This window comes from Streptococcus sp. oral taxon 061, assembly GCF_013394695.1.
Taxonomy (GTDB): domain Bacteria; phylum Bacillota; class Bacilli; order Lactobacillales; family Streptococcaceae; genus Streptococcus.
This window is the reverse complement of the sequence record NZ_CP058258.1, coordinates 160,411-176,744: the sequence shown is the minus strand read 5'-3', so window position 1 is coordinate 176,744 and position 16,334 is coordinate 160,411. Positions and strand designations below refer to the sequence as shown.

Annotated in this window: 13 protein-coding genes; 7 read left to right on the top strand and 6 right to left on the bottom strand. The window is 39.3% G+C overall.

All coding sequences use genetic code 11. The features are described from left to right. Positions 1-271: 271 nt before the first annotated feature. The 6 genes from HW271_RS00860 to leuS form a co-directional block, all read right to left on the bottom strand. Positions 272-694: a GNAT family N-acetyltransferase gene (locus HW271_RS00860; RefSeq protein WP_178894501.1), complete on the bottom strand. Its 423-nt coding sequence runs from the start codon at positions 692-694 to the stop codon at positions 272-274. A gap of 11 nt (positions 695-705) precedes the next feature. Next, entirely contained in the window at positions 706-1,398 is a 693-nt protein-coding gene (locus HW271_RS00855) for a GNAT family N-acetyltransferase (RefSeq protein WP_178894500.1), read from the bottom strand. Between the two features lie 121 nt (positions 1,399-1,519). After that, positions 1,520-1,933, bottom strand: a complete 414-nt coding sequence (locus HW271_RS00850; protein ID WP_178894499.1) for a YjdF family protein — start codon at positions 1,931-1,933, stop codon at positions 1,520-1,522. 141 nt (positions 1,934-2,074) lie between these two features. Next, the gene (locus HW271_RS00845; protein ID WP_178894498.1) at positions 2,075-3,307 is read right to left on the bottom strand and encodes an acyl-CoA thioesterase/BAAT N-terminal domain-containing protein; all 1,233 of its coding nucleotides are present in this window, start codon (positions 3,305-3,307) and stop codon (positions 2,075-2,077) included. A 56-nt stretch (positions 3,308-3,363) separates the two neighbouring features. After that, on the bottom strand, positions 3,364-3,819 hold the full coding sequence (locus HW271_RS00840; protein ID WP_178894497.1) for a MarR family winged helix-turn-helix transcriptional regulator: 456 nt from the start codon (positions 3,817-3,819) through the stop codon (positions 3,364-3,366). A 184-nt stretch (positions 3,820-4,003) separates the two neighbouring features. Further along, positions 4,004-6,505 (bottom strand): leucine--tRNA ligase, encoded by a 2,502-nt coding sequence (gene leuS / locus HW271_RS00835; protein ID WP_178894496.1) that lies wholly within the window; start codon positions 6,503-6,505, stop codon positions 4,004-4,006. A 319-nt stretch (positions 6,506-6,824) separates the two neighbouring features. Between leuS and HW271_RS00830 the strand changes: the two genes are divergently transcribed. The 7 genes from HW271_RS00830 (at position 6,825) to HW271_RS00800 (ending at position 16,295) form a co-directional block, all read left to right on the top strand. Next, positions 6,825-7,865 carry an ABC transporter substrate-binding protein gene (locus HW271_RS00830; RefSeq protein WP_178894495.1) on the top strand — a complete coding sequence of 347 codons (1,041 nt, stop codon included), beginning with the start codon at positions 6,825-6,827 and terminating at the stop codon, positions 7,863-7,865. A gap of 12 nt (positions 7,866-7,877) precedes the next feature. After that, complete coding sequence (locus HW271_RS00825; RefSeq protein ID WP_178894494.1) at positions 7,878-8,969, top strand: ABC transporter ATP-binding protein; 1,092 nt, start codon at positions 7,878-7,880, stop codon at positions 8,967-8,969. After that, positions 8,959-10,617, top strand: a complete 1,659-nt coding sequence (locus HW271_RS00820; protein WP_178894493.1) for an iron ABC transporter permease — start codon at positions 8,959-8,961, stop codon at positions 10,615-10,617. Before HW271_RS00825 ends, HW271_RS00820 begins: the two co-directional genes overlap by 11 nt. Before the next feature lie 148 nt (positions 10,618-10,765). Then, on the top strand, positions 10,766-11,782 hold the full coding sequence (locus HW271_RS00815; protein ID WP_178894492.1) for an NAD(P)H-dependent glycerol-3-phosphate dehydrogenase: 1,017 nt from the start codon (positions 10,766-10,768) through the stop codon (positions 11,780-11,782). A gap of 21 nt (positions 11,783-11,803) precedes the next feature. Beyond that, positions 11,804-12,700 (top strand): UTP--glucose-1-phosphate uridylyltransferase GalU, encoded by an 897-nt coding sequence (galU, locus tag HW271_RS00810; protein WP_178894491.1) that lies wholly within the window; start codon positions 11,804-11,806, stop codon positions 12,698-12,700. Between the two features lie 127 nt (positions 12,701-12,827). Further along, entirely contained in the window at positions 12,828-15,320 is a 2,493-nt protein-coding gene (gene pbp1b / locus HW271_RS00805) for a penicillin-binding protein PBP1B (protein ID WP_178894490.1), read from the top strand. Between the two features lie 42 nt (positions 15,321-15,362). Beyond that, positions 15,363-16,295: a DMT family transporter gene (locus HW271_RS00800; protein WP_178894489.1), complete on the top strand. Its 933-nt coding sequence runs from the start codon at positions 15,363-15,365 to the stop codon at positions 16,293-16,295. Positions 16,296-16,334 lie beyond the last annotated feature (39 nt).

Below are 16,334 nucleotides of genomic sequence, written 5' to 3'. Positions count from 1 at the left end.
TTCCTCCTTTTCACACTCTCAGTTTAACAAAAAGGAAAAAGAAAAAATATACTTTGGAGCTATGTGGTCGAAATGGATGATTATGTGGTCAATTTTATTTTAAAATTTCTACAGGTGAACATAAAAAAAAGCCACCGAATTTGGTGGCTTCTTTAGGGAGATTATTATGAAAAAGAAAAGTTTAGGATTTCTATTAAATAAAGTTAGGAGGTCTTTACTTAATGATTACATGATACATGAGTAAACTTAAAGTTAACTTAAGATAAAAGAATTATTTTAATTTTTTTCGATCCACCCAAATCATTCCTGTACAATCATAAGTAGATAAGGTTTCAAACCCCAGAGAACGGTAAAACCCCAATGTTTTTTCAGTCTGTTCAGTCGCTAGTTGTACTTGGTAGGCACCCTTATAGTCAGCTAAGACTTCTTTCATCAAGTTACTACCAATTCCTTGACGCTGATAAGTAGGCAAGACAATCAAATCCTGGACAAAAACGGATGAAAAACCGTCTCCAACCAGACGCACTAAACCAACGATTTTCTCACCATCACGGGCAAGATAAGTCGCTAGCGAATGAGACAAGGCCTGGGCCAACATTTGGGGCTGATTGGTATAGTTTGTCCAACCAACTGCCTGATAGAGATGTAAAACGTCATCAATTGAAACAGATCTTTCTTTTGTAATCTTAATCATAGCAAACCTTTCTAGCAATCTCTAAGAGATTTCAACTGATGGCCTTCTTCATCAAAATTCTCAGATTTTAACCACGCTTCCAAGCAAGCTTTGACTTGAGGCCAGTCCTTATCAATCATGGACAACCAATCCGTATCTCTGGTGCGACCTTTATAGATAACAGCTTGGCGGAAGGTTCCTTCATAGACAAATCCCAAACGTTCTGCTGCTTTTCTAGATGGAAGATTGAGGGCATCGCACTTCCACTCATAGCGGCGATAGTTAAGCTCTTCAAAGACATAACGGGCTAATAAAAACTGGGCTTCTGTCCCCATTCTTGTGTGCTTGAGAGCCGGAGAAAAGGTCACCGCACCAACTTCAATCACGCGATTAGCTTGGTCAATACGCATGAGAGAAAAAGTCCCCAGTGCCTTTCCAGTCGCTTTATCGATAATCGCATAATAGAAACGATCCTTACGCTCAAGCATCTGCTTCAAAGCTACGATTAATTCTTCGAGATTTTCTACTGGTGGTTGAAAGAGATAGGTCCACATTTCACGAGGGCTATCTGGACCATAAACAGCCAATAAATCCTCCGCATGCTTTTCGACTGATAGAGCTTCAATAATCGTATACTGTCCTTCTATTCGTACAAGTGACGGTAAAACTCCAGGTGTGTCGTCTACAGGTTCACCAATCATCTGACCATATTCATTCACAGGCATAGTTTTCTCCTTGTCTCACTCTTATAAGTTTAAAGATGTGAATAGTATATCACATCTCACAGGTAATCTACAAAAAATCCTCCAGTTTATGGAGGATTGATCAAATATGGAAACGAGTGAGTTAATGCCCCTTGTGCTTCTCTCTACGTTTTTGCTGTTTGCGTTCGAATTTCTCTTGTTTGAGCAATTGTTTTTGGACACTAGATTGATGTTTTGAAATCTTTTTCCTTTCCTCATACTGCAACTGCAATAATTCTTTCGACTTGGAAGAAACTTTCTGCTTTACTTGTTTCTTCACAGCTCGCTGTAATCGTTTAGGATTCTTGATTTTTACATGCTGCTTAACTGTAGCTTCTGGACTAAAAGATAATTGAGTAAACTGAGTCTGTAAGATCTCTAGAATTTCATCATCTTTTGGCTCCTGACCAAATGTCACACGACAAACTTGATAAGTTTCTCGATACACTTGTTCGAACAAACCATGCCAAAATCCATCTTCAAAATAAACTGTCAATCCAATTGAAATTGTTTCCACGACAGCACCTCCTTAAATCTATCCCTAAGAATGGACAACCAAGGAGGAAGGTTACTGATAGGCTTGCCTACGTCTGGACTACCAACCAGAACTGTGTTTTTATCTTAGTTGGAACTATTATAGCATATTTATAATCTATTTTTATTTCTTCTTCAAATGCCTATCAAAAAAATGAATCGTAGCTAGCCAAGAATCCTTACTCTCTCTCATCAATAAACGCCAATCTTTTCGATAACGGTGATTTGGTTGATAAGCCACTGTCAACATGTGACCTGTTTCATGATATTTTTTAAATGTAATGTGGTGTCCTTTATAATCTGAGACAATATCATCAATTGCTGACGAGGCATCCCATATTTCATCAACAGTACTTCCGAGCAATAAGATAGGTGAATGCATTTGACCAATATCTATCTTAGCAGTACGATCTTTAGGGAAGCTTTTTCTAAAAAGTTTGCTAAACAGATAATCTCTAAGTCGAAACTTTTGATAGGGAAGTTCTCTTTGCAAATACGTCCAAGAAGAAGTATGGGAGTTCCATTTCCCTTTTATCCCTTCATACACCACATCAGAGGGTGAATTTAGTACCAAACATTGAACGTCATTAAAAATGCTCTCCTCAGCTAAAACTAACTCTGCTCCCTTAGACCGTCCATAGATTCCAATTCTTTCACTATCTACTTGATGATGCTGACGTAGATAATCCTTTGCTTCCACAAGGCACTCTAAAGGAATACGTTCCAAATGTTTTGGCAACCCCTCTAAACCAAAGTAGGCAACTGCTAGGCAAATATAACCTCTAGAAGATAGAAGCTGAGCTATATTCTGTGCCTTTTCAATCCTTCCTTCACTACCGCTCACAATAATCAATGCTGGTGCTTTTATTGCCTTTTGATCATAAAAGAGTCTCCCTTGAAAATGTTTCCCGTAAATATCTTGATGACTAATTTGCGAACTCATGTAATGTCTTGTGAAAGTTCTCTCTGCAATGACAGTACTTCCTTGCATAATTTTGACTTCCACAAAAAAATGATCTAATAAGGGAATTTTAGAAAGAGAGTTTGACAGTTTCTTTTCCTTATTGGTAAAGGGCTTGGCATTAAAGAATAACCCCATTATTGCAATATCTTCATCAGAGCCAGAACAAGATGGAGTTTGTGAAATATCAATAATACCATTCATATCCGATACAAAAGTCGCTGTTGATTTCCATAAGACATCATGAGCTAATAGCATGGGAGCATTGATACAATAATAATCGGATAGAAACATTTCGACTCGATATGTTTCTCTTGGTTTTAAGCCATCGATGACAATATTAAAAGATTCGTCTGCTAAATCAGACTCTGAAATCAGTTCAATTTTTATATTCATATCTTCCTCTTTTTGTTAATATAATTAACAATATAGTTTTAAAATTACCGTGATTTTTACCACGGTAATTCTTGCCATACCTTTTCAACATCATCCATCAATTTCATAATCATTTGAAGGTCCTTTTCACTATAGTTATTTAAAACTGAAAAAATGGCTGTCTCTATATATTCTTGCTGTTCTTTATGAATGTTAAAAACGTCAACCCCTTTTTGGGATAATATCAGATATTTATTCTTTTCATTATCCGATGCAAATTCAAAAGCAACGAGGTCTTTCTGGGTTAAACGTCTAACACTCTGAGTAATGGCACTCCTAGATACTTCAAGTAACTCAGATAATTTCACTAGATTCACAGGCTGATTGCGGCCTATCAGGTCGATCAAATGGACTTCATTAATAGTGATTGATTTATCAATACTGTTCCTATGCTGAGCTTTTTTCAACTGTTCAAAAGCTAAAGCAAAGCTGTTAAAACGATTATTAAACTTATGCAGTTCTTTCTTATTCATAACGCCCCTCTTTTGTTAATGATATTAACAAAAATACTATTTGTTGTCAAGCTGAGCCTAAAAAATCCTCCAAAGCTTAGCTCTGAAGGACTTTTAAATTTATTTCACAACAATATTTACAAGTTTGGTTGGCTTCAATAGTCCAGTGGACTATTGAAGGTGGCAGATATGGCTAATAAACTCGTTATTTAACGACAATATTCACGAGCTTATTCGGTACCGCAATCACTTTCACAATTTCCTTGCCATCGATCTCTGCTTTGACTTTTTCGTCAGCGAGAGCGACTTCTTGCAATTCTTCTCGTGATAGGTCTTTAGCGACCATGAGTTTAGCACGGACTTTACCTTTGATTTGGACGACGATTTCAATTTCGTCTTCAACCAATTTGCTTTCATCCCATGTTGGCCAAGCTACATAAGAGATAGACTCACCTGTTGCTGCGACTGTTTGCCAGAGTTCTTCTGCCAAGTGAGGCGCAAATGGGGCAATCAATTGGATAAAGCCTTTGGCGTAATCCACATAGAGTTTGTCTTCCTTATTCGCCGCATTGACAAAGACCATGAGCTGAGCAATGGCTGTGTTGAATTTCATCGACTCTATTTGCTCAGTGACAGCCTTAACAGTTTCGTTATAAACCTTGTCAAGAGCGCCATTGTTTTCCGCAACGATTTCTTTACTTGTAATCAAACGGTAAACACGGTCAAGGAATTTACGGCTTCCTTCCAAACCTTCTTCTGACCAAGCGATAGAAGCATCTAGTGGTCCCATGAACATTTCATAGACACGAAGGGTATCCGCACCGTATTGTTCCACCACATCGTCTGGGTTAACCACGTTCTTGAGGGATTTAGACATCTTGGCTGGTGCTTGCTCCAACTCTTCGCCTGTTTCCACATGGAAGAAGGAACCATCACGTTTTTCAACCTTGTCAGTTGCCACAAGAGCACCACGGTGGTCACGGTAGCTTGTTCCTAAGATCATTCCTTGGTTAAAGAGTTTTTGGAATGGCTCTTTAGTCGGTACAACACCAAGGTCATAGAGGAATTTGTGCCAGAAACGAGCGTAAAGCAAGTGGAGAACAGCGTGTTCTGCACCACCCACATAGATATCGACTGGCAACCATTGTTTGAGGAGGTCCTCATCGGCTAATTTCTCAGTGTTGTGTGGATCGATATAACGGAGGTAATACCAGCTTGAACCTGCCCATTGTGGCATAGTATTTGTTTCACGACGACCTTTAACACCATCTTCACGAGTCACTTCAAGCCAGTCTGTCAAGTTCGCCAATGGGCTTTCTCCAGTACCTGAAGGGCGTATGTCCTTGGTTACTGGCAAGACAAGTGGCAATTCACTTTCTGGAACAGCTGTTGAAGTTCCATCTTCCCAATGAATAATTGGGATTGGTTCACCCCAGTAACGTTGACGGCTAAAGAGCCAGTCGCGAAGGCGGTAAGTCACCTTCTCTTGACCAAAGCCTTTTTCTTCTAGCCAAGACACGATTTTAGCAATCGCTTCTTCTTTGTTGAGACCGTTCAAGAAGTCAGAGTTGACGTGAAGGCCATCCTCTGTGTAAGCAGCTTCTGCTACGTTTCCACCTTCCAAGACTTCTACGATTGGAAGGCCGAATTGTTTAGCAAATTCCCAGTCACGTTGGTCGTGGGCAGGTACAGCCATAACAGCACCTGTACCATAGCTAGACAAAACGTAATCCGCAATCCAGATTGGGATTTCCTTACCATTAACAGGGTTAATAGCATAAGCTCCAGTCCAAACCCCTGTTTTTTCCTTGGCAAGATCTGTACGAGCCAAGTCTGACTTCAAGCTAGCTTGGTGTTTGTAGTTCGCTACAGCCTCAGCTTGTTCAGGACTTGTGATGGCATCTACTAGTTCATGCTCAGGCGCCAAAACAGTGAAGGTCGCACCAAAGAGGGTGTCTGGACGTGTCGTAAAGACAGTGAATTCCTTGTCAGTCCCTTTTACTTTGAAAGTGACATTGGCACCAGTTGATTTCCCAATCCAGTTGCGTTGCATATCTTTGATAGACTCTGGCCAGTCAAGATCATCCAAGTCATTGAGCAAGCGCTCCGCATAGGCAGTAATTTTAAGCATCCATTGGCGCATTGGTTTGCGGACAACTGGATAGCCACCACGCTCAGATGTTCCATCTGGAAGTACTTCTTCGTTGGCGATAGCTGTTCCCAACTCTTCAACCCAGTTTACTGGCACTTCAGCTTCATAAGCCAAACCATTTTCGTAAAGCTTAGTGAAAATCCATTGCGTCCACTTGTAGTAGTTTGGATCTGTAGTATTGACTTCACGGTCCCAGTCGTAAGAGAATCCAAGCGCATTGATTTGGCGTTTGAAGTTGGCAATGTTTTCCGCTGTGAATTCTGCTGGGTCATTACCAGTATCCATAGCGTATTGCTCAGCAGGCAAACCAAAGGCATCCCATCCCATTGGGTGAAGGACATTGTAACCTTTGGCACGTTTGAAACGGCTGAGGATATCAGTTGCTGTGTAGCCTTCTGGGTGTCCTACGTGAAGACCTGCTCCAGATGGGTAAGGGAACATGTCCAATGCGTAAAACTTAGGTTTTGAGGCATCTGTTCCTGTTTTAAAAGTGTGATTGTCAGCCCAGTATTTTTGCCACTTAGGCTCAATTTCCTTATGATTGTAAAAACTCATGCTATTTCTCCAATTTTATGATGTTACTATTATACCATTTTTGGGGGAATTTGAAAGTCGAGAAATGTTCTTTTGGGCTTGGATGGAAAGAAAGACTGAATCGCAAATCCAGCTTATTTAGCAGTATAAAAAATTAGCTAACACTTGAAATTAACTTATATCGATTATTTATCTCTTCCATCTTTTTCCCCTAACGCCTTTGACTCATATTCCTCGTTTTAGATTTCTTTAAGGTTTTTATTATATCCTATAGAACTCTGCAAATTATAAACATTAAGCAAGTCGTAGAGTAAAAACGTTCGTAAAAAAGGAGACTCTTATGAAAAAACTACTATTCTTTCTCTCTTGTGGATGGATATTTCTTACTTTATCAGGATGTTCTTCAACAACAGAAGCGGAAACTAGCTCTGAAAAAGATTCAGATAACACTTTGGTTATCTACTCGCCTAACCCTGAAGACCTTATCGAAGAAACAATCCCAGCCTTCGAAGAAAAATATGGTATTAAGGTTGACTTAGTACAAGCCAGCACTGGTGAATTGTTCAAAAAAGCTGAGGCTGAAAAAGAATCCCCTGTAGCCGATGTCATTTTCGGAGGCTCCTACGCCCTCTTCTCTTCTAACGAAAATCTTTTTGAACCTTATATTTCTCAAGAGAACGACCAGATAATCCCTGAATATCAAAATAAAACTGGATTCTACACGCCTTATACACTTGATGTCAGTGTCATCATTGCCAATTCAGCTCTTACAAAAGATATTAAAATTGAAGGCTACAATGATCTACTCAATCCTAAATTAAAAGGAAAAATCGCAACTGCTGATCCAAGTAATTCTTCTAGCGCCTTTGCTCAATTAACAAACATGCTCGTAGATCAGGGGGGCTATGAAAATGAGCAAGCTTGGACATATGTGAAAAATCTATTTAGCTTAGTAGATGGGAAAATTGCTTCTAGTTCTTCAAATGTCTACAAATCAGTCGCTGACGGAGAAATGGCTGTCGGACTCACCTATGAAGATCCTGCATTGAAACTCTTAAACGATGGCGTTGATGTAAAAGTCATTTATCCAAAAGAAGGAACCGTCTTTTTGCCTGGTAACGCAGCTATTATCAAAAATGCCAAACACATGGAAAACGCTAAAAAATTTATCGATTTCCTTCTTTCTCAAGACATTCAGGATAAACTAGGAACTGAAACAACCATTAGACCCATTCGAAAAAATGCTAAAACCAATAAAAATATGAAATCAATGACCGAAATCAATATCGCCACTGAAGATTCTGATTACGTCATCCAAAATAAATCAGCTATTCTTAAAAAGTACAATGATATTTTCACTAATATTCAATCGAAACAGTAAAAGAGGTTCACTATGAGTGAGATCAAAATTATTAACGCAAAAAAAATCTACCATGACATTCCTGTCATTGAGAATTTAAATGTTACGATCCCAAAAGGAAGTCTTTTCACCATTCTTGGACCTTCAGGTTGTGGAAAAACGACTCTTCTTCGAATGATTGCAGGCTTCAACAGTATTGAAGGCGGAGAATTTTACTTCGATGATACTAAAATCAATAATATAGAACCCAGCAAACGCAACATCGGTATGGTTTTCCAAAACTACGCTATTTTCCCACATTTGACTGTTCGAGATAATGTTGCTTTTGGTCTTAAACAAAAAAAGGTTCCAAAAGATGAATTAGTTCAACAAACTAATAAATATCTGGAACTAATGCAAATTGATCAATACGCAGATCGAAAGCCCGATAAACTCAGTGGTGGACAACAACAACGTGTCGCCTTGGCACGTGCCTTAGCTGTTAATCCAAGTGTTCTCCTCATGGACGAGCCACTTAGTAACCTGGATGCGAAACTTCGCTTAGATATGCGCCAAGTTATTCGAGAAATTCAACACGAAGTGGGAATTACAACTGTATATGTGACCCACGACCAAGAAGAAGCCATGGCTATTTCTGACCAAATCGCGGTTATGAAAGATGGTGTTATTCAACAAATTGGTCGTCCAAAAGAGCTATACCACAAACCAGAGAACGAATTTGTCGCAACCTTTATTGGTAGAACAAACATCATCCCTGCCCGTTTAGAAAAGCAAGCTGATGGAGCGTACATCGTCTTTGAAGACGGCTACTCTCTTCGTATGCCAGCTCTTGATCAAGCTAAGGAACAAGCTGTTCTTGTAAGTATCCGTCCCGAAGAGTTTATCAAAGATGAATCTGGAGATATTGAAGGAATCATTTCCGATAGTGTTTATCTTGGACTCACCACTGAATATTTTGTAGAGACTGCATTTTCTTCAAAAATACAGGTCAGCGAAGAATCAACTTTTGAAGAAGATCTTCAAAAAGGGGATCGAATTCGTCTACGAATCAATACTCAAAAGTTAAATGTCTTTTCTGCAGATGGTTCTCAAAATCTTATTACAGGAGTTGGCTATGAAAGGTAAAAAACTAAATATTTGGACAGCCTCCTCATTCTTCATCTTTCTTACCTATCTTATTTTTCTTGTTTATCCAATTATTATTGTACTCAAGCAAGCACTCATACATGAAGGTCAATTCTCACTAGCTAATTTTGAGGATTTCTTTAGTAAATCCTATTACTCTGAGACACTAGTAAACAGTTTTAACGTCTCCATTACTTCTACTGTAACTTCCCTAGTTTTAGGGACCTTATTGGCTTACCTCTTTTCTATATATGACTTCAAAGGAAAGAAATTTTTACAGATATTGATTATCATCGCTTCCATGTCAGCTCCTTTCGTAGGGGCATACTCTTGGATTCTCTTGTTGGGACGAAATGGTGTCATCACTAAATTTTTGACAAATGCCCTTCATCTTCCAGCTATTGATATTTATGGCTTCAAAGGAATTGTACTTGTGTTTACACTCCAGCTATTCCCATTAGTTTTTCTATACGTGGCTGGAGCCATGAAAAGAATTGACCATTCTCTTCTTGAAGCCGCTGAAAGCATGGGGGTATTTGGATTCAAACGTATGATAACAGTTATTTTGCCCCTTTTAGTTCCAACTTTACTTGCCGCTGCCCTACTCGTATTTATGAGAGCATTCTCCGACTTCGGAACTCCTATGTTAATTGGTGAAGGATATCGAACTTTCCCTGTTTTAATTTATAATCAATTCATTAGTGAGGTTGGCGGAAATTCTGCTTTTGCATCTGCTTTAGCAATCATGGCGATTATCATTGCTTTAACAATCTTTCTTATCCAAAAATATATTTCCAATCGCTATAGTTTCAGCATGAATTCTCTCCATCCAATTGAGCCGAAAAAAACTACAAAAGGGAAAATGGCAGCAATTTATGCAACAGTTTACGGAATTGTCTTATTTTCTGTTCTACCTCAATTATTTTTGATTTATACCTCTTTCTTAAAAACATCAGGTATGGTATTTGTCAAAGGCTATTCTCTAAACAGTTACAAGATTGCCTTCAATCGCATGGGAGCTACTATTTTTAATACGATTCGCATTCCTTTGATTGCTTTGATTCTAGTTGTTTTATTTGCATCATTTATCTCCTACCTAGCTGTTAGAAAACGAAATTTGTTTACAAACTTAATTGACAGCCTTAGTATGGTACCTTATATCGTACCAGGAACAGTTCTCGGTATTGCCTTTATCTCTTCATTCAATACAGGTATCTTCGGAAGTGGCTTCCTTATGATTACAGGAACAGCTTTCATCTTGATTATCTCCTTATCTGTAAGAAGACTCCCTTATACAATCCGCTCATCTGTTGCTAGCTTACAACAAATAGCACCTAGTATTGAAGAAGCAGCTGAGAGTTTAGGAAGTAGCCGTCTCAATACTTTCAGTAACATCACTGTTCCAATGATGTTACCCGGTATTATTTCTGGAGCTATTCTATCATGGGTAACAATGATTTCAGAACTATCTACTTCTATCCTGCTATATAATGCCAAAACAAAAACTATGACCGTAGCAATCTATACAGAGGTTCTCAGAGGAAATTATGGTGTGGCAGCTGCTTTGTCAACTATCCTCACTGTCTTAACAGTTACTTCATTATTACTATTTATGAAAATTTCTAAAAACAATAGCATTACCCTCTAGTTTTTCTCCTAAAGACAGCCAAATTACTCATTGGCTGTTTTTTTATTTATACTCTTTCATTCAATTAATTCTTAATAAATAATATAGATGCAAGATAGTGCTTTTTATGGTAGAATATAGGAAAGTGCTTTCTCAGAAGGAGGGGAAAATGAACAAACAAACCATCGCTGTTTTAGGGCCTGGTTCTTGGGGTACTGCTCTGTCACAAGTTTTAAATGACAATGGACATGAAGTACGTATCTGGGGAAATATTCCTGACCAAATTGACGAAATCAATACACAACATACCAACAAACGCTATTTTAAGGATACTGTTTTAGACGAAAAGATTGTTGCCTACCATGATTTAGCAGAAGTCTTGAAAGGCGTTGACGCTGTTTTGTTCGTAGTTCCAACTAAGGTGACAAGATTGGTAGCTCAACAAGTAGCTGCTGTTTTGGACCATAAAGTCGTCATTATGCATGCTTCAAAAGGTCTCGAGCCAAATAGTCACAAACGTCTTTCGACCATTCTTGAAGAAGAAATCCCTCAAGAGTTCCGCAGTGAAATTGTGGTTGTATCTGGTCCTAGTCACGCAGAAGAAACAATTGTACGCGATATCACCTTAATCACTGCTGCTTCTAAAGATTTACAAACAGCTCAGTATGTTCAGACACTCTTTAGTAACCACTACTTCCGTCTTTATACCAATACAGATGTGATCGGAGTGGAAACAGCTGGTGCTCTTAAAAATATCATCGCTGTTGGTGCAGGTGCCCTCCATGGACTCGGATTTGGAGACAACGCTAAAGCTGCTATTATCACGCGCGGTCTTGCAGAAATCACTCGTCTGGGGGTTAAACTTGGAGCAAATCCACTAACTTATAGCGGACTTTCAGGTGTCGGTGATTTGATTGTTACAGGAACTTCTGTCCACTCACGTAACTGGCGTGCTGGAGATGCTCTTGGGCGTGGCGAAGCCTTGGCAGATATCGAAGCCAATATGGGAATGGTCATCGAAGGAATTTCAACAACCAAAGCTGCTTATGAATTGGCGCAAGAACTTGGAGTCTATATGCCTATTACTCAGGCTATCTACCAGGTTATTTATGAAAATGTTAATATTAAAGATGCTGTTTCTGAACTCATGAATAATGAGTTCAAGGCAGAGAACGAGTGGTCTTAATCACCGTTAGAAAGGATGCTCATGAAGCAAAAAGTTAGAAAAGCTGTTATCCCTGCTGCGGGACTTGGAACTCGTTTCCTACCAGCAACCAAAGCCTTGGCCAAAGAAATGTTGCCAATCGTGGATAAGCCAACTATTCAATTCATCGTTGAAGAAGCCCTTAAGTCTGGAATTGAGGATATTCTTGTAGTAACAGGGAAATCAAAACGATCTATCGAAGACCATTTTGATTCAAACTTTGAACTAGAGTACAACCTTAAGGAAAAAGGAAAAACCGATCTTTTGAAACTAGTTGACGAAACAACTGGTATGCGCCTTCACTTCATCCGTCAAACACACCCACGTGGACTCGGAGATGCCGTTTTACAAGCCAAAGCTTTCGTTGGAAATGAACCCTTTGTGGTCATGCTTGGAGATGACCTCATGGATATCACAGATGATAGTGCTATTCCATTGACCAAACAACTTATGAATGACTATGAGCAAACTCATGCTTCTACTATCGCTGTGATGCCTGTCCCACATGAAGAAGTTTCTGCCTACGGTGTTATCGCGCCTCAAGGCGAAGGAAAAGATGGACTTTACAGTGTTGAAACCTTCGTTGAAAAGCCAGCACCTGAAGACGCACCAAGTGATTTAGCCATCATCGGCCGTTACCTTCTCACACCTGAGATTTTCGGTATTCTTGAAAATCAAAAACCTGGTGCCGGAAATGAAATCCAGCTAACAGATGCTATCGATACACTCAACAAAACTCAACGTGTATTCGCCCGTGAATTTAAAGGTTCACGTTATGACGTTGGAGATAAGTTTGGATTTATGAAAACTTCTATCGAATACGCTCTCAAACATCCTCAAGTTAAAGACCACTTGAAAGACTACTTGATTGATCTTGGAAAAGAACTTTCAGGTGAATAACAAACCCTTAAAACCAGGTTGAATTTACCTGGTTTTTTTGTTGCCTAACCCCCCTCTAAAGCTCGTCCAAGACTAATTTCTTGCAATCATTGCTTTTATGGTATAATAATAAGGAGTGAGGAAAGAAATGAAGAATAAATTATTATCTATGAAAGAAAAAGGACTGGCTTTCCTTCAGTCCCTAAAAACAAAACTAAAAAATATACATTTAGGTAAAAGTGGTCCTAAAAAATCTAAAAAGAAAAAGCAAACCAAAACGAATATTTGGACTATCTTTGCTAATATCTTATTGGGAATCAAGGCAACCTTTAATACCCTTTTTATCATCGCCTTTCTTGGTGGACTTTTGGGCACTGGGGTTGTTTTCGGTTATGCGGTTTCTCTATTTGACAAAGTAACCGTTCCTCAGACGGAGGATCTGATCAAACAGGTGAATGATATTTCATCCATCTCTGAGATTTACTATGCTGACGGATCCATGATCGGTGCTATTGAGAGCGATCTTCTGCGAACATCTGTTGCGTCGGACGCTATTTCAGATAATCTCAAGCAGGCTATCGTTGCAACAGAGGATGAACATTTTGCAGAACACAATGGTGTCGTTCCTAAAGCTGTTATTCGTGCTAGTCTAGGAAACTTTATCGGTCTTGGTTCTTCGAGCGGTGGATCTACTCTGACACAACAGCTCATCAAACAACAAGTTGTTGGTGATGCCCCTACACTCGCTCGTAAAGCTAGTGAAATTGTGGATGCCTTGGCTTTAGAGCGAGCAATGAGCAAGGATGAAATCTTGACAACCTATCTCAACGTCGCTCCATTTGGCCGTAACAATAAAGGTCAAAATATTGCGGGGGCTCAACAAGCAGCCAAAGGTATTTTTGGGGTTGATGCAAATCAGCTAACAATCCCTCAGGCAGCCTTTATAGCAGGATTACCACAAAGTCCTATCTCTTACTCCCCTTATGAAGCGACTGGTGAGATGAAGAATGAAGAGGATATGGAACTCGGAATCAAGCGTTCCAAAGATGTCCTTTACAATATGTATAGAACTGGAGTGCTCAGTCAGGAAGACTACGAAACCTATATAGCATATGACATTAAGCAAGACTTCTTGCCAGCAGAAAGTGTAAACCTAACAGCTAAGGGTTATCTTTACTTCACTGCACTTGATGAAGCGACTAATGTCATGTATGATTATCTGGTCAAAAAAGATAACGTTTCCGAACAAGAGCTTAAGAATGAATCTATTCAGAAATCTTATCGTGAATTGGCTGAAAAAGAAATTCAAAATGGTGGTTACCGTATCACTACTACAATCGATAAAACGATCCATAATGCAATGCAAAATGCAATGGCAAACTATAGCTACCTTCTAAATGATAGTAGTGGTCAACCTGAAGTCGGAAATGTCTTAATGGATAATAAAACAGGAGCCATCATAGGATTTGTAGGAGGACGAGATTACCAAAGCAATCAAAATAATCACGCCTTTGACACAAAACGATCTCCGGCTTCGACCACCAAACCTATCTTAGCCTATGGTATTGCTATTGACCAAGGCTTGATGGGAAGTGCTAGCATCCTATCAAACTATCCAACGAACTTTGCCAACGGAACTCCGATCATGCACGTCAACAGTCCGGGAACAGCTATGATAAACCTAAAGGAAGCTCTCAATTATTCCTGGAATATCCCGGCCTACTGGACTTATCGTATGCTTCGTGAAAAAGGAGTTGATGTCCGCTCCTATATGGAAAAAATGGGATATGAAATCCCAGAATACGGTATTGAAAGTCTTCCTATGGGAGGAGGAATTGAAGTTACTGTAGCTCAACATACAAACGGATACCAAACCTTGGCCAACAATGGTGTTTACCATAAAAAATACATGATTTCAAAAATCGAAAAAAGCAGTGGAGAAGTTATCTATGAACATAAAGACGAACCTGTTCAAGTCTACTCAAAAGCTACTGCAACCATTATGCAAAGTCTACTAAGAGATGTACTTTCATCCCGGATAACTACAAGTTTCCAAAGCGATCTTTATAGCATAAATTCCAGTCTAGCAGGTGCTGATTGGATTGGGAAAACTGGTACAACCAACGAGGAGGGCGATATGTGGCTCATGCTTTCAACGCCTCGATTGACTCTTGGTGGTTGGATTGGTCATGATGATAACAGTCCGTTAGCCAAAGGCGCATATTATCGTAATGCTAAGTATATGGCCCACCTCGTAAACGCTATTCAACAAGCTTCTCCTTCTGCTTGGGGAACTGAGCGTTTCAGCCTTGATTCAAGTGTAACATCTTCTCAAGTCCTTAAGTCTACTGGACAGAAGCCTGGTAAGGTCACTATCAACGGCAAAGAGATTGACGTTACTGGAGAAATGGTAACAAGTTACTGGGCTAACCAAGCTGGTGCTCCGACTACTACCTACCGATTTGCTATTGGTGGTAGTGACTCTGATTACCAAAAAGCTTGGAATACGATTGTTGGAAATTTAATAAAACAAGACAACAAAGATAAAGACAAGGACAAGGACAAAGATAAGGATAAGGATAAGGATAAAGATAAAGATAAAAATAATAACAGCTCTTCTTCGAATAGATCCCAACGCTAACATACCTATTATCAAGAGTATGTCACCTAACTCGACTTTTATATGAATTACTATCAAAAAAATATTTTCAAGGGAACCATTTACTCCCTCCTATCTGGATTAATATGGGGTATTTGTGGCATTTTAGGAGAATTCTTCTTTACGCATTATCCAGTCTCCTCTGGTTGGATCACTTCTATGCGACTAAGTCTTGCAGGTGGTTTCGTACTTATCTTTTCTAGCTTTAAGTTCCGCTCACAGCTATTTGATATCTGGAGAAAGCGCAAAAACTACCTGCCTTTTCTGGCTTATGCCATCTTAGGAATCTTCTCCGTTCAGTATTTCTTCTATCTTTGTGTAGAGTACTCTAATGCAACAACGGCAACTATCCTACAATTTATCAGTCCTGTTTTCATTCTCATATACAACCGCATCATCTACAAGAAAAAAGCTTCTAAAAAAGCAAGCTTCTATGTTTTAACTGCTATGCTTGGAGTATTTTTGATGGCTACCAAAGGCGATCTTTCTAAGTTATCCATCACTCCTATCGCCTTACTAACTGGACTTCTCAGTGCCCTAGGGGTTATGTTTAATGTCATCTTACCCCAACCATTTGCTCGAAAATACGGTTTTGTGCCAACTGTTGGCTGGGGAATGATGCTAGCTGGACTCTTTAGTAATTTTCTCTACCCCGTATATAGAATTAGTTTTCAACTGGATTGGGTGAGCATCTTGATTTGTTTGACCATTGCCTTTTTGGGAACAGCTTTTGCCTTTTTCCTATCCATGAAGGCTGTCTCTCTGGTATCCCCATTGGTGGTATCGGCCGTCAGTGCTAGCGAACCTCTATCCTCTGCTATTCTAAGCGTTCTATTTCTAGGTCTGGTCTTGGATGGCTACTTGCTATTAGCTATGATTTTGATTATTATTCCCATGATCTTCTTATCCATCGAAGAATCAAAGGACAAACTGAAAGAATCTTCTTTTAACACTTAAGGCTTCAATTTTGAAGCCTTTTTTGGTAGAATAGTAAGC